The sequence below is a fragment of the Chryseobacterium sp. AG363 genome (genome assembly GCF_003610675.1).
In the GTDB taxonomy this organism is placed as follows: Bacteria; Bacteroidota; Bacteroidia; order Flavobacteriales; family Weeksellaceae; genus Chryseobacterium; species Chryseobacterium cucumeris.
This window is the reverse complement of record NZ_RAQF01000006.1, coordinates 1-22,674: the sequence shown is the minus strand read 5'-3', so window position 1 is coordinate 22,674 and position 22,674 is coordinate 1. Positions and strand designations below refer to the sequence as shown.

Here is a 22,674-nt window from a genome sequence, read left to right as displayed (position 1 = left end):
CATGAGTTTACTACATCCATATTACATAATTGCAATCGTCTATATGCTGTTCTTCAGTGTTCAGGAAGTATATGGAAAAAAGGTTGATAAAAAATGGTTCTGGTTCCTTGCTGTTTATTTTATTATTATTGTCGGTTTTAGAGACAGTGTAGGCCCGGATTACGGAAGTTACAAAGGAATCTATATTTACTCTGATACCAAAAGCTACTACAGTATATTCATGAAGATGCTCCATATGGAAGGAACGGAAACTCTGGATGTGGAATGGCTGTATACCTTGATTAATAAAGTTCTTCTAAACTTTTTTGATGCACCTTTTTATATGGTAACATTCGTCATTGCTGTTTTTGCGATGATCTTTAAAGTAGAATATACAGAAGACAATACTTTTTACCCGTTTACTTTTACTCTCTTCATGTTTATTCCCAACTTCTTTATCGGAGAAAGTGGGCAGATCAGACAAAACCTGGGAACTTTTATCGTTTATTTTGCAATACGGTATATTAAAGAACGAAAACTCTGGCATTACCTGTTTTTTATATTCATAGGATCAGGTATACACAGTGTTTGCTATTTATTCCTGCCGATGTACTGGCTGGCTCGCATTCCGCTGAATAAAACGATGATGTTGATTATGATTGTAGGTTCTGTCTTTTTATCTCCTTTTGAAATCTATAGGAGTTTTGGAGGTTTCTTAGATGGTATGGCCTCTAACAGTACACTTGTAGAGGGTTTTAATGGATATATGGATGAAACGGTACAGCGACTTAACGGGGGAATTGGTATCCCGGAGGTCATGATGGCTATCCTTACCTTCTTCCTTTTTGTTTTTGATAACAAGATGAAAGAACTCTATCCCTACTATGAATACCATAGGAACTATGCTGTAGTCGGGATATGTCTTTACTTTATTTTTAGAAATAACCCTATCTTCTCATCAAGACTTGCAGGAGCATTTATTGGATTCTCGTATATCATTATTCCGAATGCAATGTATGTTGTTTCCGGAAGGGTTAAAAATATGATTTATGCATTTATCATTGCACTTGTGGTCTTCAATTTTGTTATTTTCTCTATGTTTAATAATATCAAAGCCGGACGATTCTCGATTGATCGTTATCAAAACCATATTCTTCCATAAAATTTTGAAGGTTAAAATATAAAGGCAGCTTGAGGCTGTCTTTTTTTTGTGTAAAAGGTTTGTTAAGACTTGTTTTGTTTATTAGATTTATGTTAAATTATTAATAATGTAATTTAAATATGATGATGTTATTTATAAAATAAATCACTTTTTATTGAATGGGGCTTAAAAATTGCATTCGCTAATGACACTAAAACCTAAGGTATGAAAAGATTAGCTGGAAAATTAGCGGCAGTCATCTGCCTGATGTTATTTGGAATCATTTCCAAAGGTAATATCAAAGGAAATCTATGGCTCAATGAGAGTAAGGACTCATTGAAAAGACCACTGAATGAACTGACACCATTATTTCTTCCCGACTGGAAAAAAGCTCCCAACAGTTACATCTTTGATCCAAATCAGAACAGCGAAGGATTGTTGGTTCCTGTAAAAAAAGCTTATGCGATGTGGGAAGGAGGCGGATATCTTAACGGAAGCGGTATTCCGGCAGGAACGGTAACTGCAGATGTTTTGTGGGAAGATGTTCATGGACTTATAAAATCAGGAGTAAATTATGCTCTTGAAATAATAGGAACCGGGCAGGATGCTAAGATAAAAGTCCCTGTCAATAAGACAAAAAAAGGGAATGCTGTGGTAGCTCTCAAAGTAAACGGAGAGATTTATTGGAGCTGGCATATCTGGGTAACAGATGATCCTACCAATGGAGTTGCCTATAAAAGTTTCAACAACGTCAAAAGGATGAAATCGGACGGAACCACAGAAGTTATCCCGGATTCCGATTGGAAATGGATGGATAGAAATCTTGGAGCTATCACAAGTTCTATCACAGCATCAGACTGGAATAAGAGTATGGGGCTTCTTTATCAGTGGGGAAGAAAAGATCCTATACCCCCTTTAGTAACCAGAGGAAATGATTTTTATGAAGCTTCAGGATCTATAGGTAGAGTAAGACATAGAGGAGCTAAAAATATGACCAACGCTGTAAGTATTGATGATCTCAGGAAATTTGTTCTGCTTTCCGCTGCAGAGGTTACCAATAATATCAGACTCTCTGTAAAAAATCCTTTGAGTCTTATTTATGTTAATAAAGATGATAATTCAGGTCAGGCTTACTACAACAATAATCTCAATCTTCCGGTCAATTGGTTTGGTAAATCTACGACTTTGTCGAGTAACAGGCTTTCAGAACTCAATCTGTGGTCTGATAATGCACAAGGGAAAATTGAGACCGTCTATAATACCGATGATAAGACGAAGCCTTATAGAGATAAGTCCCCTTATGATCCTTGTCCCAATGGATGGCGTATCCCTTCTATGTTGGTTGCAAATTTGGCTTCTCCCTCTTATGTAGATGATATCAGAATAGATTTTTCACCTTTTGGAGTCAAAACCAATATGGCAAAAAATGTTTTTGAAACCAATAAGTATCATATTATAATGCCTACTGATGCTGGAGTTCCTGCCTTCATGACGGGATTTAGAATTTATCCTAATCTTGGGTTTGATCTATCGGCTGTAGGTGGGTATAATATGGGGGTTTTTCCTGGAAATGGGCAGCTTATCAGGGGAGCGCATTTAGGACAATATAGTGATCAGCATCACATTGCATTGTGGACGGCAACTTTAACCCGGTTGTTCGATGCTTCTCCTGCTGTTACTGTAAGAGGGCTTTCCATGATTCCGGATAAAGGACAGCCAGATATTCCGGATGCTAATTATCCTAATATCAAAGGACGTTATTATTACTTTCCTATGGCCGGAATGTATACTTCGGATGCCAATGGCTGCAGATGTATAAAAGATCCGTTATATACAATTAATGATTATGATTTTCCAACAGAATATCTGCCTGCAGTTACAGAGTACAAAGAAGGTTTCAATAATCCGAATACTTACCAGGTCGTTAAAAAACCAACGGTTACAACCATTGAAATTCCAGTCAGTAAAGCATTCTCTGTACAAAGTCAGTTACTGGGTAACGCTGATATATTAAATACTTCCAGTTTTAGTAATTTAAAAACTAATGTTCTCTGGTCAACCAATACAGCTCTTATCAGTAGAATTTCAATGGTAAATCCTTCACCTTCGTCATTGCAGGATATCGGTAATTCTAAAATATCTGTAGAAATTGCCCCCAATGAAAGTGGAAATGCTGTTGTTACATTACATAATGGGAGTATATCTTCGCCGGTATATTGGAGCTGGCATATATGGGTTACGGATTCTCCCGTGGAATCTTATACTTATCTTACAGAAACTCCAATAGCTGTCACAAATTACGTGAACTATGTTAATAAAGCTGATGCTGTATTGCAGACCACTTTCATGGATCGTAATCTTGGAGCAACAGATGCTTTTCCTAATGTAGCCAATCCTCAGGCACCTACAACTGATGAGCTGCTGAAAATACGTGCTTCTACAGGATTGCATTATCAATGGGGAAGGAAAGATCCTATTCCTGCATTCCAGTATGCGGATAACAGAAGCTTTTACAATGTGTTTTTGGGAACTGTAGCTGCTAATGGAACAGTGGCTTACAGTACACTTAATCAGTCGGATTATAATAATCTTTCAGGAAACTATATTGTACCTTATGACACATATGCGGGAACATCAAACGTACAGATAACGGATAAACCGGCAGACAGAATCTCCAAAATAATATCCTATTCTGTGAAGAACCCTCTGGTATATATGATCCCAAGTACTTTTGCTCCTTACAACAGTACAACTCCTAATTATACCAATGGTACAGACTGGTTGGCGCAAGAACCTAATCTGGCTTCTGACAGATGGGGTAGAGGAGGTAAGAAATCCCCTTTTGATCCTTGTCCTGAAGGATGGAGAGTGCCGGATCTTACAAGTGTAGCTCTGGTTTCAGGAGCGGATTTTGGACAAACTCCCTGGTATAAAAAAGATAAAAATGTAGCAACTTCATACAGTATTGCTACAGATTATTCAGGAATGAGAGTGAGAAATTCTGCCAATGCTACAGTGGGATATGTCTTTAATAATCCGGCATATCTTGTAGGGAATTATCCTGATTCCGGTTCAAGAGGATTCAGAAGTGTAACAGCCAATCAGACTGCGCAGGGAACATTTAATGTGCTCAACTTTCAGTATCCGGCAGTATGGACCGCTGCTTTAAATTCAAACTACATTGGACGATCTATTAATGTATTGTTTGATGCGGCCTCTACCACCAATAGAATAATCGTCTTTCATGATAATAATGATCCGTACTTCGGAACAGGATGCCGATGTGTGAAAATAAAGTATGATGCCAATGGTAATGAAGAAGGTTCTGCATCAGGAATTTCGGTTATATCTAATAGGCCTGCATTGATGAAAGAAAATGTGAAATCTAAGGCGGTCAGTAACAAAATTTCTATCTACCCGAGTCCTTTTTCCAATATTCTTTACATCAGCGCCACAGAAAATAAAGAATATAATTTTCAGATTTTTAATGTTCTGGGTCAACTAGTAAGGTCCGGACATTTTATCAACAATCAGACAGATCTTTCATCTTTAAGCGCAGGAGTATATGTAATAAGAATAAACAACTCCGAAGCAGTTGCGAAAATTATAAAACAATAAATCTTAAAATAAGGGACTAAAAGCAGAATGAGGCTTCTTGTTCTGCTTTTTTATAAGATAGCATATTTCTTACATCTATTATGGCTGATGAAAAATTCTATATCAATGAATGTTGATAATTGTATATCAGTCTAAAACCCATACTGCAAACGGTTTGTTTCTCCAAAAAATGAATATTGAAAGATGCTGTAAAGCGACCTGATTATTAAATTAAACCTGTTTAACAAAAAGTATATAATAAAAAAGCTTTACTTTTGCAAAAATTTTTAGTTAGAATGTCGAAAAATTTAGTAATCGTAGAGTCCCCGGCAAAAGCAAAAACTATTCAGAAATATCTAGGAAAGGATTTTGAAGTGAAATCCAGCTTCGGACACATCCGTGACCTTCCTAAAAAAGGAATGGGTATAGACCTTGCCACATTCAGTCCTGATTACGAAGTTTCAGCAGACAAAAAGAAATTGGTAACCGAATTAAAGGCTGCCGTAAAGAAAGCTGATATGGTATGGCTCGCTTCCGATGAGGACCGCGAAGGAGAAGCTATTGCATGGCATCTTGCGGATGAATTGAAACTAAAGCCTGAAAACAGAAAAAGAATTGTTTTCCACGAGATTACCAAAAACGCCATTCTAAAAGCAATCGACAATCCAAGAGATATTGATCAGAACTTAGTGAATGCACAGCAGGCGAGAAGAGTGCTGGACAGAATTGTAGGTTTTGAAATGTCTCCCGTTTTATGGAAAAAAGTAAAACCTGGACTATCTGCAGGTAGAGTACAGTCTGTAGCAGTAAGATTAATCGTTGAAAGAGAAAAAGAGATCCGTGAGTTTAAACCAAAAGCAAGCTTTAAACTGGATGGGATCTTCTTAAATAAAACAGAGCAGGAAATTGCTGCCAAGCTGAAAAAAGACTTTGAAAAGGAAGAAGAGGCAGAGAAATTCCTGGAGCAGGCAAAGACTACAGAATTTAAAGTTCTCAATGTTGAAACCAAACCAGGTACCCGTTCAGCTTCAGCACCATTTACAACCTCTACATTGCAGCAGGAAGCTTCCTCAAGATTGGGTTATAATGTAACCAATACTATGCGTCTCGCACAGAGGCTATACGAAGAAGGGTTTATTACTTATATGAGAACGGACTCTGTAAACCTTTCCCAGGAAGCTATTGAAGGAGCTAAAAAACAAATTATATCAGAATATGGAGCAGAATATTCTTCTCCAAGAAATTATACTACAAAATCAGCTTCAGCACAGGAAGCTCACGAAGCGATCCGACCTACAGATTTTGGAGTGAAAACTGTAGCTGATGCCCAATTAAACAGGCTATATCAATTAATTTACAGAAGAACACTTGCTTCTCAGATGGCTAATGCCAAAATTGAAAAGACAGTGATTGAAATAGGGAATGCATCATTGCCACATCATTTTGAAGCACAGGGAGAGGTTATTATATTTGATGGTTTCCTGAAAGCTTATGGAATTGTAAAGACAGAAGATGATGATGAGGAAAACAACGATAAATTGCTGCCGAAAGTAAGTGTGGGAGAAGTCTTGAACTATAAAACCATTACTGCTACTGAAAAGTTCACAAGACCAAGTGCAAGATACACGGAAGCTGGTTTGGTAAGAAAACTTGAAGAATTAGGGATTGGTAGACCGTCTACTTATGCCCCTACCATTCAGACGATTCAGAACAGAGAGTATGTAGATAAAAGAGAAATCGAACCACACACCCGTGAAGTGATCAAAATGTCTTTGACAAAAGATAAGATCAAAAAAGTAGTTCTTGAAGAGAAATTTGGTGGTGATAAAAATAAATTCGTTCCTACGGATATTGGTGAAGTAGTCAATGATTTCTTAACAGATAATTTCAGAGAAATCCTTGATTATGGTTTCACAGCAAGAGTAGAAGAAAGTTTTGACGAAATTGCAAGCGGTGATCAGAAGTGGAAAGAAATGATGACGAATTTCTACTCTAAATTCCACCCGAGAATTGAAGATGTAGAAGAAAATGCAGATCGTGCAACCGGAGACAGACTATTAGGAGTAGATCCAAAGACTGGTAAAAATGTTCATGCAAGAATCGGAAGATTTGGAGCGATGATCCAGATTGGAGAAACGGATGATGAAGAGAAACCAATCTTTGCTTCGTTAATGACGGGACAGAATATTGCAACCATTACTTTTGAAGAAGCATTGGAGTTATTCAAGTTGCCTTTCGACTTAAGCGAAGTTGACGGACAGCCGGTTTCTGTAGGAGTAGGAAGGTTCGGGCCTTATGTGAAATGGGGAGAAACCTATATCAGTATTCCGAAAGGTGAAGATCCGCTTTCTGTAAATCAGAAACGTGCTGAGGAGATTATCAATGAAAAGAAGATTGCTGATGCTCCAATTGCTACGTATAAAGGAGAACCTGTAACCAAAGGATCAGGAAGATTCGGACCATTTATCAAGTACAAAGATATCTTTGTGAATGTTCCCAAAAGATATGATTTCGAAAACCTTTCACAAAGTGATATCAATGAACTGATTGACGCTAAATTGGAGAAAGAAGCCAACCGATATATCCAGCAGTGGGAAAAAGAAAAAATCTCCATTGAAAACGGAAGATGGGGACCTTTCATCAAGTTCGGAAAAGCCATGTTTAAAATTCCGAAAAAAGCAGATGATACAAAATATGAAGCTGACGAACTGAAAGAACTTTCTTTAGATGAGGTTAAAAAATGGATTACAGATCAGGATCCGAAAGCTTTTGCAGAAAAGAAAAAACCTGCAGCAAAAAAGGCAGCGACTACTAAGAAGACTACAGCTGTTAAAAAACCAGCTGCTAAGAAACCTGCAGCTAAAAAATAAATAATCTTAAGATTGAAATACCAAGCCGTTAACACCTGTTGACGGCTTTTTTTATGAACAAATAGAAACAGTCTTACTCAGTTCCTGTGTTTTTTGTATGTTTGTTACATCAAGCGATTAATCAATTATTACATTTTAAATTAAAATATGGACTTCGAAGACTTTATCATTTCACCAAGAAATTTTAAAACAGAGAGCTGGCAGATAGGAAATCGGATTACAAAAGATATCAGAGAAGACAGTATTGTTCTTTTGTTTGTATCAGACTACAGAGGTGCGGGCGGCGATGCGGAAGTGCAGGATTTTACGGCGGTAAGAAAAGAATTTTACAAGCTTTCGCAGATGGACTTCGAAATTCCTGTTGTTGATCTCGGAGATCTGGTGTCCGGAAAATCTGTTCAGGATACTCATTATATCTTACAGGAAGTGCTGTCGGCATGTCATTATAAAAGAGCTATTCCGGTAATTATTGGTGGTTCCAATGATTTTGCTTTCTCATTATTTTCAGCATTGAATTTCCATAAGAAAAGCCTCAATTATACCCAGATTAGTAATATTATCTCTCTTCAGCAAGGAGAAAGCATCAATGAACATACTTTTTTAAGCAAGATTTTCGGAGCCAAAAATTTCTCCATTAAAAACTACCATCATCTGGGTTACCAGAAACATTTGAATGAAATGGATTCCGTAAGGCTCATCAAAGAAGTAGAGTTTGATATTATCCGACTGGCTGAAATGATGAATTCTACAGAAAAAACAGAACCGTTCTTCAGAAAAGCAGATCTGGTGACCTTAAACTGTGATGCTATTGAAAGCTTTAGTGAACCCTTTTCAATGAATCCGCAGGTAAATGGGTTGAACAGAAGAGAAATCTGTGCCTATATGAAGGAAATCGGATTGAGTGAAAACCTGAAATCTGTCGGGATTTTTAATTATAATATTTATTCTGAAAACCAGCTGAATCATCAGCTTTTAGCACAAATGCTGTGGTATTTGATTGAAGGAATCAATATCCAGCATTCCCATCCTAAAGAAAGGCATTATGAACTGTTCTATGTTTTGATAGATGACAGGCAATATGCATTCAGGCGTGATACTTTCAGTAATTTGTGGTATTTTGGTGATGATGAAAATATAGAAAACTGCATTCCCTGCTCCAGAAAGGATTTTGATGAAGCTAAAAAGGGCTGGTTGAATGCAAGACTGACGAAAATTTAATGTATGACAAATGTTCCCTCAAGAGTATCCATTATTGTTCCCGTTTATAATGTAGAAAATTATTTGACAAAATGCCTTGACTCCCTGGTGAAGCAGAGTCTTCCTGATATTGAGATTCTTGTAGTGAATGACGGAAGTAAAGATAGTTCTGAACAAATAATTAAAGAATTTGCACAAAAATATCCGGATAAAATAAAAGCTTTTACCAAAGAAAACGGAGGGCTAAGTGATGCCCGTAATTTTGGAATTGATAAGGCTACCGGTGATTACATTGGTTTTGTAGACAGTGATGATTATGTCACCGAAACTATGTTTGAAGAAATGCTTCTTTTAGCAGAAAAACACCAGGCGAAGATGGTGATCTGTAATATTCAGAAAGTAGACGAAAATGGAAAAATTATCCAAAAACTGACCCAGCTTCCCAATATGCCTGAGAAAATACTACTTGGAGATTATTTTTCTGTTTTTTCAGATATCAGCTATTTTGCATGCAATAAGCTGTTTAAAAAGGAGCTTTTTAATCAGAAAAGATTTAAAAAAGGAATTCATTTTGAAGATATTCAGCTTATTCCACAGCTTTTGCTGGAATGTGAAACCATAGCGCAGACTCAGAATTTTCATTACCAGTACCTTGAACGTACTGATTCTATTACAAAAACCCATACGGAAAAAGGGATTGATATGTTAAAAGCCGTATCTGATGTGGAAAAAATATTCAGTAAATCCCCATATTCCCACAAAAAAGAAGAGTTGAAAAATTTTCAGATTTTTGAAGGCGTATACTCATTTTTAGCCTATCTGGCCTTTGTTAAAAAAGAAGAAATATTTTATAGTATGTCGGATCAATTAGCTCTTTTTATGAAGGAAAGACAAATAAAAATTCAAGATATATTGAAGTATAGTCGTTTTGGTAAGAATTATCTTTTATCTTTGCCTTTGAAGAAAAAGATTTTTTATCTGTTGTTTTTTGCAGGACAAAAAAGATTGATAAGAAAGTTGATTTAGTAAACACAAATGTAAGTACTATTGTTTCGGTCAATAGAAAATGATAATAAAGTTCCTATTATGATTTTTTATTTTGGAGATACAAGTGCTGAATTAGAAAAGAATGAAAAACTTTGAATTGTTCTTAAGCGGATCGGGGATACCTATTTTCTATATAAAAATAGGATTAGGTTTCGTATTCTCCTTTTTAATTACATTTTTCTCTATTCCTACCATTGTCAAGATTTCAAGAAGAAAGAATCTGATGGATGAGCCTGGAATAAGAAGCTCGCACCTTAGAGAAATTCCCAATCTTGGTGGAATTGCCATCTTTTATTCAATTGGAATCTGTGCCTCTATTTTTGCCTATGAATTGTTTGATCTCTACAAATTTTTATTTGCTTCATTAATTATCCTGCTCTATGTGGGGGTAATGGACGATATTGTTGTAATGAGGGCTTACAAAAAACTTGTTGCACAAATTGTTGTGTCTTCCCTCATTGTTATTGGTTCGGATATCAGAATAAGAAGTTTATTCGGAATCTTCGGCGTATACGAACTGGAGTATTTCGTAAGTGTGATATTCAGTATCGTAACATTTATTATTCTGATTAATGCGTTCAACCTGATTGACGGGATAGATGGGCTTGCAGGAGGTTATTCCGTTATCTGTAGTGCTTTATTTGGAATAAGCTATTACCGTTTGGGAGAATATAACTATCCGCTCGTAATACTATCTGTTGTTATCATTGGGACTGTATTGGCATTTTTGTATTATAATTTGTCAAACTACCGTACCCGAAAAATATTTATGGGAGATACCGGTTCTATGCTCCTTGGCTTTTTATTGGCTTTTACATCCATTTGTTTTATAGATATTTTTATAGATAAGAAACTCATCGATGTTCCAAGATATCACCTTCAGTCTGCTCCTGTAGTTGCGGTGGCCATTTTGATTCTTCCGATCGTAGATACTTTAAATGTAATTATGATCAGACTTTACAATAAAAAATCCCCATTTGATGCCGATAAAAACCATATTCATCATAAGCTGTTAAAATTGAACCTTACCCATAGGAGATCAACTTTCTATATTATCCTTTACTATTTGATGATTGTTGGAGTAGCTTATTATTTAAGGCATATTAATGTCAATCTTTTATTATTGGTGATCCTTTCAATAGGTTTTTTGGGTGCTTATCTGCCAGATTTGCTTTATCGATTAAGAAATAACAAAAATTAACAATTAAATATTACTTTTGTAAACAATATTATATATATGATGAAAAACTTTAAATATTTATTTTTAATATTCCCTCTTTTAGTTACCTCATGTATTACAACAAAGGATGTAAGATACTTACAGCCAAGTGAGAGTCTCGTAATTAATGAAGAAGGTCTCGTTCCCTACAATATTCCCGTATACAGGATTACCAAAAATGATATCCTCAATCTTAACATTGTAACAACTCCCAAAGGAGATGCTGCACAGTTTTATTCTTCTTACAATTCCTCAGGAGGAATTGGAACCGGAGTTGCAATGAGTCCTGCTATGTCAGGCGGTGGTGGTGTTGGAGGAGGAGTTGGTGCTATCTCTGGAGCAAGCAGAGGAGGAAACATGAATTTTTATTTTAATGGACTCAAGGTAGACTCCAATGGTGATATCAATGTTTTTGGAATTGGCTATGTAAAAGCCGAGGGGAGAACATTAGAGGATATCAGAAAAGAAATTCAGGAAAAAGTAAATGAAAATTTCCAGGAAGGAAAGTCTGAAGTAAGACTGAATACAGACGGTATCACCTATTATATTCTTGGTGACGTAGAAACAACAGGACTTTCAGGAGAGAAAGTAGCCCATAAAAATACCCTTACCATTACTGAAGCTTTAGCTATCAATGGTGGGCTGAACAGAACGATCGACAAAAAAGAGATCGTTATCCACAGAAAACTTCCGGAAGGAATCAAAATTGCCAAAATAGATCTTACCCGCGAAGATCTTATGAACTCTCCTTTCTATTATGTGCAGAATGGTGATGAAATTTATCTGAACACAAGAGCAAAAAGCTTGAATGGATTCGGAAAGGACCCTATTCAGACTTTGACAACAGGAGTTTCGGTGATTACTACAGCATTGTCTATTTATTTACTTCTTAAAAATCTTTAGTCATGATTCCAGAAAGAGTAAACGCTGCAGAGAAGAATAATTCTCAGAAAGAAAAGTATGGATCATTTGCATTATTTGATTTAGAACACTTTTTAAGAAGGGTTCTTAAGAACTGGTATTGGTTTGTATTCATGTTTTTTATTGGCTATACGCTTGCATGGGGATACACTCACTACTATGCACAAAATATTTATGCATCAGATTTATCATTAAGTACTTCCAGTAAAGGGTCTGAGTTTTTACCAACACAGGCTAATCAATCTATCAACTTCATTTGGGGAGATACCGGAAATCAGGATGGACTTTATCTGAAGAAAATGCTTTTATCCAGATCGCATAACGAATTTTTGGTAAAAGAACTTGACCTTTTTGTCAATTATTCTACTAAAGGACTGATAAAATCTACCTATCTGGATAAAGATGACTCACCTGTCTTTCTTCAGATCGATAAAAACCATCTTCAGCAGATTAATTATCCTATTACCCTGATACCCAAAGGAGATGGAGCCTATCAAGTAGTTTTACCCGAAGAAGGAGAATCTACCAACTTGTATAATTATGAGATTGAAGGCTTCCAGAGTATCAACGCATATAGCAGACCCGCTGATAAAATCATTAAAATCAATGAGTGGTACAATTCCCCAAACCTGAGATTCAGACTGGTTAGAAATCCTGTTCCCACTAAAATCAAGTTGGATAATATCATTGTAAAACTGAACTCAGTAAATGAGAGTGTAAATGAGATTGTTTCTACTACAGGTGTTGACTTTGATAAAGAGATCAGATCCATTATGATTATTACCAAAACAGGATATAATCTTAATAGTACAGTTAATTTCCTTAATAAATCTGTTGCAGAATTACAAAAAAAGAGATTGGCTGATAAAAATATAGTTAATAAAAACACAGACATCTTTTTAAAAGAAAATCTGGATAATATCCGTAAAAAGCTTGATTCAAGTGCTAATGTGCTGAATTATTTAAAAACCTCAGAAAAACTTTATAATATTAAAGACAGAGATGAAAAATCTCTTGAGAAAATAAAAGAGTTGGAAGCTAAAAAAGCTGATATCATAAGCAAAATCAATTCACTTAACAATATAAAGAACACGCTGCAGTCTCAAAATTTTGATAAAATGATCGGAACCAATGCTGCTGGTTTTGAAGATGGCGTATTCTCAGCAACCGTTTCTGAACTGAAAGCTCTGTATACCAAAAAAGCAGAAATGGCTTCTATTTATAAGCCTTCATCAGAGCCGATGAGAGAAATCAACAGGCTTATTGATGAAGCAAGAATGGGATCATCGAATAGCTTAAGAGGATATTATAGCAGATATTATGATGAGATCAACAAAATTGACCGTGATATTTCAGGAGCCAACTCAGATTTAGCATCTTATCCTGAAAAAGAAAGAAGATATCTGGATGCAGAAAGAGGTTATAATATGATCGAGGCCACTTATAATAGTCTTCTGGGAAGACAGAGTGATACTAAGATGAGAATGGCGACCAATCAATCCGATATTACAGTGATTGACCCTGCAAAAAATCTGGGACAAAGACCTATCGGGCCTAATGTCAAGTTAGCGAAAACTGCCATTATCTCTGGATTGTTGCTGCTTCCATTACTCTTTATCTTTGTAGGTGAAGTATTAGACAGTAAAATCAGAAATATTAAAGAGCTTTTAAGTGCTACAAAAATTCCACTTCTCGGAGTAATAGGAAATAACAGCAATGAAAATATGCTTACCGTTCTGGAGCAGCCAAAATCATCTGTATCAGAAGCCTTCAGGGGAATAAGAGCCAATATGAGATTCCTGATGGACAATGAAAGTGAAAAAGGAAAAGTTATTTTGATTACTTCATCCATTGGGGGAGAAGGAAAAACTTATATCTCTATCAATCTGGCATCCGTAATAGGATTAAGTGATAAAAAAACAATCTTATTAGGAATGGACCTTAGAAAACCGAAAATCTTTGGAGACTTTAAGATTGATAATAAATATGGGATCTCAAATTATCTTACAGGTGAAGTAGATATTGACCAGATTATTAATAAAACCAAGATCCCTAATCTTGATGTTGCTACTTCAGGTCCTATCCCTCCCAATCCATCTGAGCTATTAATGAGCCAGAAAAATATCAGATTTATAGAAGAACTTAAAGAAAAATACGATTTCATTATTATAGATTCACCACCTGTAGGGCTTGTGGCGGACTCCTATGAGCTGATGAAGTATTCGGATGCTAATATTTATGTTGTACGCCATGAATACACAGAAAAATATATGCTTAAAATGATTACTGAAAAGTATCATAATGACGAAGTTAATAATTTAGGACTTGTCTATAATGACTATAATACCAAGCAAGGCTACGGATATGGCTATGGTTACGGTTATGGATATGGCTATGGTTACGGTTATTTTGATGAAGATAAAAATTATAAAGAGCCATTACTGATAAGGATCAGAAATAAAGTACAGGTATTATTCAACAAAAAATAAAGCATTAAACCCTCATTTAATGGGGGTTTTTTCATATTTAAAGTATTTTCATTCTATGAAAAAAAGAATATTTTTGCCACTTTGCCGTTTACTTTATAACAAATTATGTTTTTTTGTTTATTTTTAACTAAACATTAAGATTATCATTAATATAAAAATGTTTTATATTTGCAAAAATTAAATTTTAAAATAACCATAAATCCATATTCTTTTATGAATAAAAAATTATTGTTTAGCTTCCTTGCCTTCCTTGGAGTGGTAAGTGTTAAAGCACAAAGAAACGAATTGGGAGTTCGTCTAGGTATGAGTAACCTAGTGGGAGATGTAGGAAGGACAAATTATATTTTACAGAAGCCGTTGGATTTAAGCAGAGCGTCAGATTGGGGCATCCCATTTTATGGTGGTTTATTATATAGATTTAATTTTAATCCGCATCAGACCGTTAGATTGGATTTGGGATACAATCAGATTCAGTTTAGTGATAAAGCGGCGAAAGAAGATTATAGAAGAAATAGAAACTCATACGGAAAAAACAATGTGTATGAGGCGAGTTTAATGTTTGAATATAACTTTTTCCCTGTAAATAATGAGCAGATCAGCATGCTGAGCCCTTACATCTTCGGAGGTATCGGTGCTTTGATGTTTGATGCTCCTAAAGCTACTCTTGTAAATGATTTCAGGAGAGATGCTGATGGTGTAGCACAAGCTCCGATCAATGAATTGGATTTTACAACCACCACAGATTATTCACTAGGGAAAAAAGTAACAATGCATATTCCTTTTGGGGTGGGTTTGAAGTATAAATTCAACCATTCCTGGGCTATATTTGCAGAAGCTACATTCAGATATACATTGACGGATCAGTTGGATCATAGTAAGATCCTTTCCAAAGATGTAAAAACTTCTTTTAATGCTGATATTTTGGATCCCGCTACAGGTGGTTCATTATTACAGTCAGGAAATTATTATGCGGTTTCTAAAGAAAGAGAAGCAGAGTTTATTAAAAAGAGAAATATTGGAGATGGAAGATCCAACGACTGGATAAATACTTTCAGTTTAGGACTTACATATTCGTTCGGAAGACCTCCATGTTATTGTGAATAATATGTCGTTGATTAAAGAAAAAATAAATTCTGAGAATTTACCAAAACACGTAGCCATCATTATGGATGGTAATGGGAGATGGGCAAAATCTCGTGGCGAAGAAAGAACTTTCGGTCACAAAAATGCTATTAATGCAGTAAGAAATGCCATTAATGCATGTAATGAGATTAATATCCCTTATTTAACACTGTATACATTCTCTTCAGAAAATTGGAATCGTCCAAGTGAAGAAGTGAATACCCTTATGAATCTGTTGGTAGAGACCTTACTGCTGGAAGCAGAAGAGATCTTCAGCAAAGGATTGAGAATGCATGTTATAGGGAATCTTGAGAAACTGCCTACAATAGTAAAAGAGCAGTTGGAACGTGTGGTAGAGCTTACAAAAGAAAACACAAAAGGAAACCTTGTATTGGCTATTAGCTATGGCTCGCAAAATGAAATACTGGAAGCCGTAAAAAATATAAGTTCTGATGTAAAAGAGGGAAAAGTAGAGATAGAAAATATAAACGAAAGTTTATTCGAAAACTATCTTTATACAAAAGATTTTCCTCCTGTAGATTTACTGATCAGAACCAGCGGCGAAATAAGGATAAGCAACTTCCTGCTTTGGCAGATTGCTTATGCAGAATTACAGTTTTTAAATGTTCTGTGGCCGGATTTCACCAAAGATATTTTCTTCCAATGTATTGTTGATTATCAAAACAAGGAAAGAAGATATGGTTTAACCGGTGAACAGGTAAATGGCCAATAAAATTTTAAGAAAAGAAAGACTCGATAAAATGAAGTTTAGACTATTACCCATCATTATGTTTGCTGCTTCTGCACATTTTTATGGACAAGTAACTCCACAAGACAGCACAAAAGTAAATAATGCTGTACATGCAGAAAATGAGGCAGGAACTTATACACTTAAAGACATCGTTGTAGATGGGGTAAAAAAATATACACCAGCTCAGATCTTAAGATTTACGGGCCTTACAAAAGGAGAAAGTGTAGACATTCCGGGACAGAAAATCAGCAACGCTGTAAAAAAGCTTTGGGATACCCAATCTTTTTCTGAAGTGGAAGTTTATGTTCAAAGTATTGAAGGACAAACGATTGTTCTGAAATTTCATCTGCAGGATCTGAAAGAACTTGGAGAAGTTAAATTTGCAGGAAAAGGAATCGGTAAATCTAAAAGTGAAAAACTGGCAAAGGATAATAACCTTAAACCAGGAACTAAGATTACTCAGAACTTAGTTTCAAGCCTTAAAACCCATGTTCCTAAAGATTATATCAAAAAAGGTTTTGCAGATGCTAAAATCACTATTGAGGATAAAGTCAATGCAGGTGATCCTTCTTTGGTAGACTGGACAATCAATGTAGATAAGGGTAAAAGAATCAAAATTGATCATATTGAATTTGAAGGAAACGATAATGTAACCGATAGAAAACTTAGAAATAAAGCTTTCAAAGAAACTAAGCAAAAGCGTTTCGGTATCGGTGGAATATTAAAGTCCTCAAAATTCATTGAAGATAAATATCAGGAAGACAAGCAAAGTCTTATCAGTTATTACAACTCCCTCGGATACAGAGACGCTAAAATTGTTTCAGATTCAGTATGGAGAAACAAAAGAAATAACTACGAAATCAATGTAAAACTTAGCGAGGGTAAAAAATATTATATCGGGGATGTTACATTCACGGGTAATACTGTATACGCGACAGAATATTTACAAAGATTATTAGGATATAAGAAAGGTGATATCTACGATGCTGTAGGTTTCAACAAAAAAGTTGGTGAAGACGGAGGTAAAGAGGATGATTCAGATATTAAATCTGTTTACATGAACAATGGTTATCTTTTCTCAAACGTAACACCTGTTGAAAAATCAGTAACAGGAGATGCTGTAAACCTTGAAGTTAGAATTAATGAAGGTGAGCAGGCTACCTGGAATAAGGTAACATGGCAAGGGAATACAACAACCCATGACCATGTAATTCTTAGAGCACTAAGAACAAAACCAGGAGAGCTATTCAAGAAAACAGAAATTAAGAGAACCTATTTCGATTTAGCAGGGATGTCATTCTTTGACCCTCAGCAAATCGGACAGGATATCCAGCCAAATCAGGTGGATAATACTGTAGATATCAACTGGAAACTAGTAGAAAAAGGATCTTCTCAGGTTCAGCTACAGGCAGGTTACGGTGGTAACAGCTTCATCGGTACTTTAGGATTAACATTTAATAACTTCTCATTAAAGAATTTCCTTAAGTTTAAAGATTTCAAACCGGTACCTCAGGGAGACGGACAAACGTTCTCGGTTCAGGTGCAGGCAGGACAGTACTTCCAGAACTATGGAGTATCATTCACTGAACCTTGGCTATTTGGTACAAAACCAACAGCTCTTTCTGTAAGTTTGAATAACTCAAGAGTAAGATATACAGATCAATATGGAGACGCTCAGAAATTGAACATTTTCTCTGCTTCAGTAGGTCTGAACAGACTATTGAACTGGCCGGATGACTATTTCTCTCTTTATACTGGTTTACAGTTCCAGAAGTATGACTTCAAAAACTATCCATTCCAGTTTGGAGATTCCACTGAAAATAATGGTACTGCCAATAACTTCAGTGTCAACTTAGGATTGAGCAGAAACTCTGCAGGTATTGACCCGATTTTCCCAACAACTGGATCCAATATCGAGCTTTCAGCAAAACTGACTCCTCCATACTCATTGTTTAAGAAGAAAGATTACTCCACAATGTCTGCCATTGACAAATATAAGTGGATGGAATTCTATAAAATCAAGTTTAAAGCAGATGTTTACAATGAAATCATTGGAAAACTGGTCTTGAGATCTTCTGCAGAAATGGGATTCATGGATGGATATAACAGCCAATTGGGTGCTCCGCCATTCGAAAGATTCTATATGGGAGGAACAGGTCTTTTCGGAGGTCGATATGATGGTAGAGAATTGATTCCTTTAAGAGGTTATGAAAATGCCACTACAGAAGGAGGCCAGGCAGAAGATATTACACAGAAAGGAGGAGGTACAATCTATAACAGATTTACTTTAGAATTAAGATATCCGATCTCAATGAGCCAGACTGCAAAAATCTACGCATTGACATTCGCTGAAGGTGGTAACGTATGGAATTCATGGAGTTCTTACAGCCCATTCCAGTTGAAAAGATCTGTCGGAATTGGTGTAAGAGTTTATATGGGAGCATTTGGATTGATCGGATTCGACTTTGCACTAGGTCTTGATAAGACTATTTCTGGTGATAAGTCTGGATGGAGAAACCACTTCTTGATGAACCAAACATTATAATTATAAATATGAAGCACTTTAAAATAATTTTCACGTTCGCATTCCTCTTGCTTTTCGGGTTGAACAATGCCCAAAAAATAGGAGTAGTGGATACTAATGAAATTTTGAATAAATTACCTCAGTATAAAGAAGCTGAAGCTAGGTTGAATTCTCAGATTGATACCTGGGAATCTGAACTTCAAAGCCTTCAGTCTGAATATGAAAGAAAAAAGGCTGCTTTTGAAAGTGAAAAAGTTTTATTGATAGGTGACCAGCTTAAACTTAGAGAAAAAGAAGTTACCGATCTTGATAAAAATATTAAAACAACAACAAGCTTACGTTTTGGAGCTAACGGTGAAATTACAAAACTGAGAACAAATCTTGTTCAGCCATTTCAGGATCAGATTTGGGGAGCTATCAAAACAATGTCCGAAAAAAATGGCTTGGGCATAGTTCTTGATAAAAGCAATAACATTAGTGTTATTTTCCTTCAGTCAAAATATGATTACACCGAAAAAGTATTGTCTATTCTATTAAAAGGGACAGACAAGAAGGAAAAGACAAATAGCAAAGGCAAAAAATAATCAGAGAATTAACTTTTGCTATATTTTAAAATCTAAAAACAAATTAAATTATTTATTTACCAGTTATGAAAAAATTAAGTGTATTATTTGCAGCAGTAATGATGGTTGTATCTGTAGGTATGGCAAAAGCTCAAAAAATTGCTACTTTAGATGTAATGGGAGTTCTTAACGCAATGCCGGAGAAAAAGAAAGCAGATGCTGATCTTAAAACATTCTTGGATACTAAACAAGCTGAGATTAAGAAAAAAGCTGACGCAGCTCAAACTAAATATCAGCAATACCAAACTGAAGCTCCTAAGAAAACAGCTGAGGAAAACAATGCTAGAGAAGCAGAAATGAAAAAATTAGCTGAAGAAATCCAGCAAATGCAGGAAAAAGCTCAAAAAGATCTTCAGTCTAAACAAGATGTAGCTTTCGCTCCTATTGAGAAAAAATTAAACGATGCCGTAGAAAAAGTAGCTAAAGCTAGTGGATATGATTATATTATGGATGCAAACTCAACAGCATTCCTTTATAAAGCAGGACCAGACGCAACTCCAGCTGTGAAGAAAGAACTAGGAATTCAATAATTTCAGCAAATTAACAAAGATTTATAAAACTAACCACCTCTTTTAGAGGTGGTTTTTTTATTTTTGCCGAATGGAAAAAGAAGTATCAACTACGGTCAAAGTTAGGTTTAGTGACTGTGATCCAATCGGACATTTGAATAATGTAAAATATCTTGAGTATATGTTCAATGCCCGGGAAGATCATGTAGAAACATTTTATGGATTTACCTATGAAGAATATACCAAGCAAACCGGCTGTACCTGGATTGCTATTCAAAATGAAATAGCCTATCTGAAAGAAGTAAGATATAATACACAGGTAGTGATCAGCAGCAAGACCATCGATGTACAGGATAGAACAGCAAAAGTCGAAATTCTGATGAAAAGCCTTGATGAAAAAACAATTCATGCTGTACTTTGGGTAACCGTTATTTATTTTAATGTCAAAACAAGAAAATCTGAAGTTCATCCCGAAGATATCAAAGAAATTTTTGATAAATTTTATGTAGATCTTATCCAAAAAGACTTCCAGTCAAGAGTGAAGTTCTTAAGATCTCAGAATGCCAAGAACTCTTAAACCTACTTCTTGTTGAAGGTCCCAATTTAAAAATTAATAATAAACAAATGAAAAAAATAGCAGTAATAGGGAGTAACGGACAATTAGGAAACTGCATAAAAAAGATTGCTCCGGATTTTGAACATCTATATGAATTCTTATTTACAGACTCATCCATTTTAGATGTTACCAATGAAGAGCAGGTGAATGATTTCTTTTATGATAACAAACCTGATTATTGCATCAATGCCTCTGCATATACCGCAGTTGATCTGGCGGAAAAAGAAAAAGAAAAAGCCTTTGCCGTAAATGCTGGTGGAGTAGCTCATCTTGCTCAGGCATGCGCAGATTATAAATCTGTTCTGATTCATGTTTCTACAGATTATGTTTTTGATGGTACCACAAATCTTCCATACTCTGAAGATGATTTTACAAACCCGATAGGAGTATATGGTGCATCAAAAAGAGAAGGAGAAGAGCTTGCTCTGGAAATTAATCCAAAAACAATCATCCTAAGAACTTCATGGCTGTATTCTGAATTTAATAAGAATTTTGTGAAAACAATGTTAAATCTTTTCTCTCAAAAAGAAGAGCTGGGAATCGTTGCTGATCAGTTTGGGCAGCCTACTAACGCAAACGATTTGGCAGAAGCTATTATGAGGATTATTGAAACGCCACAGAAAACCTATGGGATTTTCCACTTCTCAAACTATCCGGAGACAACCTGGTTTGAATTTGCCAGAAAAATTGCTGAATTTTCAAAATCATCAATAAAATTAAATCCATTAACAACCGAACAGTACCCAACACCTGCCCAAAGACCTGTAAGAAGTACCATGTCTTTGGATAAAATAGAGGAAGTTTACAAAATAGAACCTAAACATTGGGAAAACAGTCTTGAAGAATGTGTCGATATCCTTTCACACTAATACTATATATATGAAAAATATTGCAATCCTCTTTTCCGTGTTATGTATCCAGTTGTGGAGCGCACAAAATGTTTATATGACCAGAGTTGAAAAAACAAATGACAACTCAGATAAATTCTTACTAAGAAAAGAAGCCGTAGCAGATGCTATTTATTTAGGAGAAGTAGAAGTACAGGGTTTTTCAAAAGATGATGCACTCGTATTTTCTCTGGTATATAAAAAAGCAAAAGAGATTGGTGCCAATACATTCGAATTAAAACCTTTTGAAAATGTTGATGGTACACCTCAGGCATTCAATGCTGCCAATTACAAAATCGCTTTATATTATACACCCAAAGAAAAACTAGCAGCTAAACATGGTGAGATGTATATATTTGCCTCTTCTGAAAAAGATCAAAAGATCAACATCAACCGTAAAGATTATACAATCTCTCCAAGATCTTTTTTAAAATTAAAAATTGTCCCGGGAGAAATTTATACCATCTCAACCAAAAAACTTTTAGGCTCTACGGTGAAAGTTCAGCCAAAAGCTAATGATGACAACCTCTATTTCCAGGTTTCTTCTCTAAAAGTAAAACCAGATAACTCAGGAGTAGGAGGTTTGAATCTGAAATCCGGGGACATTATTGGCCTGGAGAAGTCCTACGCTGAGTTTTTGAGCGTAATATATAAGGAAATCAAACCTTAGAAACATTCTATACTAAACAATTGTAGGTTTTGGCCTATATAAATCAACAATAGGAACGGGCTGAAGCCCGTTCTTTTATATAATCTTTGTACTGAGCTTTAGCTCAAATGTATTTCCCGTCACATTTTTTACAGGCTTTATTGAAAATCTTCCCTTATCTTATTATATATATCAATAGGGAACGGGCTACAATCCTGAGCTTAGTCTAATGAATCTCATTTAATAAAGATACTCCCTCCATCTGAATTCAATTCAAACCTGCACCTTATTATTATAGATACCTTATTTGATGTTCCACCCCCAAAATCCCACATCTCATCGGCCGAATAATCCCCTCTCGTCCACACCTACAAACAAATGTTTACAATTTTTCCCCCTGCTACCCAGTCCTTTAGCGGCAAATATTACAAAACAGTAAAATTTATGTTAAATAAACTTGTTTTGCGTTGTATGAAGTTACTATCTTTGCCCCACTGAAAAACGAAAGACATTCAGTAGCGCAGAAGCGCCTT

16 protein-coding genes are annotated in these 22,674 nt (G+C 35.6%); all 16 read left to right on the top strand.

The genetic code is table 11. The annotated features are described in order from the left end of the window. Window position 1 precedes the first annotated feature (1 nt). Window positions 2–1,141, top strand: coding sequence for an EpsG family protein (locus DEU39_RS20420; RefSeq protein ID WP_228436860.1), 1,140 nt, complete (start codon window positions 2–4; stop codon window positions 1,139–1,141). Between the two features lie 204 nt (window positions 1,142–1,345). Then, window positions 1,346–4,738, top strand: a complete 3,393-nt coding sequence (locus DEU39_RS20415) for a T9SS type A sorting domain-containing protein (RefSeq protein WP_120233196.1) — start codon at window positions 1,346–1,348, stop codon at window positions 4,736–4,738. Between the two features lie 275 nt (window positions 4,739–5,013). Then, on the top strand, window positions 5,014–7,587 hold the full coding sequence (gene topA / locus DEU39_RS20410) for a type I DNA topoisomerase (protein WP_120233195.1): 2,574 nt from the start codon (window positions 5,014–5,016) through the stop codon (window positions 7,585–7,587). A gap of 147 nt (window positions 7,588–7,734) precedes the next feature. Further along, complete coding sequence (locus DEU39_RS20405) at window positions 7,735–8,805, top strand: formimidoylglutamase (protein WP_120233194.1); 1,071 nt, start codon at window positions 7,735–7,737, stop codon at window positions 8,803–8,805. Between the two features lie 3 nt (window positions 8,806–8,808). Then, window positions 8,809–9,810, top strand: coding sequence for a glycosyltransferase family 2 protein (locus DEU39_RS20400; protein ID WP_120233193.1), 1,002 nt, complete (start codon window positions 8,809–8,811; stop codon window positions 9,808–9,810). 103 nt (window positions 9,811–9,913) lie between these two features. Then, window positions 9,914–11,032 carry a glycosyltransferase family 4 protein gene (locus DEU39_RS20395; RefSeq protein ID WP_062675934.1) on the top strand — a complete coding sequence of 373 codons (1,119 nt, stop codon included), beginning with the start codon at window positions 9,914–9,916 and terminating at the stop codon, window positions 11,030–11,032. Window positions 11,033–11,068: 36 nt separating this feature from the next. After that, the gene (locus DEU39_RS20390) at window positions 11,069–11,953 is read left to right on the top strand and encodes a polysaccharide biosynthesis/export family protein (RefSeq protein ID WP_120233192.1); all 885 of its coding nucleotides are present in this window, start codon (window positions 11,069–11,071) and stop codon (window positions 11,951–11,953) included. A gap of 2 nt (window positions 11,954–11,955) precedes the next feature. Next, entirely contained in the window at window positions 11,956–14,460 is a 2,505-nt protein-coding gene (locus tag DEU39_RS20385; protein ID WP_062675932.1) for a polysaccharide biosynthesis tyrosine autokinase, read from the top strand. A gap of 213 nt (window positions 14,461–14,673) precedes the next feature. Then, on the top strand, window positions 14,674–15,564 hold the full coding sequence (locus DEU39_RS20380; protein WP_062675931.1) for a DUF6089 family protein: 891 nt from the start codon (window positions 14,674–14,676) through the stop codon (window positions 15,562–15,564). Between the two features lies 1 nt (window position 15,565). Next, the gene (locus DEU39_RS20375) at window positions 15,566–16,315 is read left to right on the top strand and encodes an isoprenyl transferase (RefSeq protein WP_062675930.1); all 750 of its coding nucleotides are present in this window, start codon (window positions 15,566–15,568) and stop codon (window positions 16,313–16,315) included. Between the two features lie 28 nt (window positions 16,316–16,343). Beyond that, window positions 16,344–18,878, top strand: a complete 2,535-nt coding sequence (gene bamA, locus DEU39_RS20370) for an outer membrane protein assembly factor BamA (RefSeq protein ID WP_120233323.1) — start codon at window positions 16,344–16,346, stop codon at window positions 18,876–18,878. An 8-nt stretch (window positions 18,879–18,886) separates the two neighbouring features. Beyond that, the gene (locus DEU39_RS20365; protein ID WP_120233324.1) at window positions 18,887–19,441 is read left to right on the top strand and encodes an OmpH family outer membrane protein; all 555 of its coding nucleotides are present in this window, start codon (window positions 18,887–18,889) and stop codon (window positions 19,439–19,441) included. A 65-nt stretch (window positions 19,442–19,506) separates the two neighbouring features. Further along, the gene (locus DEU39_RS20360; RefSeq protein ID WP_062675929.1) at window positions 19,507–20,010 is read left to right on the top strand and encodes an OmpH family outer membrane protein; all 504 of its coding nucleotides are present in this window, start codon (window positions 19,507–19,509) and stop codon (window positions 20,008–20,010) included. A 70-nt stretch (window positions 20,011–20,080) separates the two neighbouring features. Beyond that, window positions 20,081–20,566, top strand: a complete 486-nt coding sequence (locus DEU39_RS20355) for an acyl-CoA thioesterase (protein WP_062675928.1) — start codon at window positions 20,081–20,083, stop codon at window positions 20,564–20,566. Window positions 20,567–20,613: 47 nt separating this feature from the next. Then, window positions 20,614–21,474 (top strand): dTDP-4-dehydrorhamnose reductase, encoded by an 861-nt coding sequence (gene rfbD, locus DEU39_RS20350; RefSeq protein WP_062675927.1) that lies wholly within the window; start codon window positions 20,614–20,616, stop codon window positions 21,472–21,474. Window positions 21,475–21,484: 10 nt separating this feature from the next. Further along, window positions 21,485–22,162, top strand: a complete 678-nt coding sequence (locus DEU39_RS20345; protein ID WP_120233191.1) for a hypothetical protein — start codon at window positions 21,485–21,487, stop codon at window positions 22,160–22,162. The last annotated feature ends 512 nt before the right edge of the window (window positions 22,163–22,674 follow it).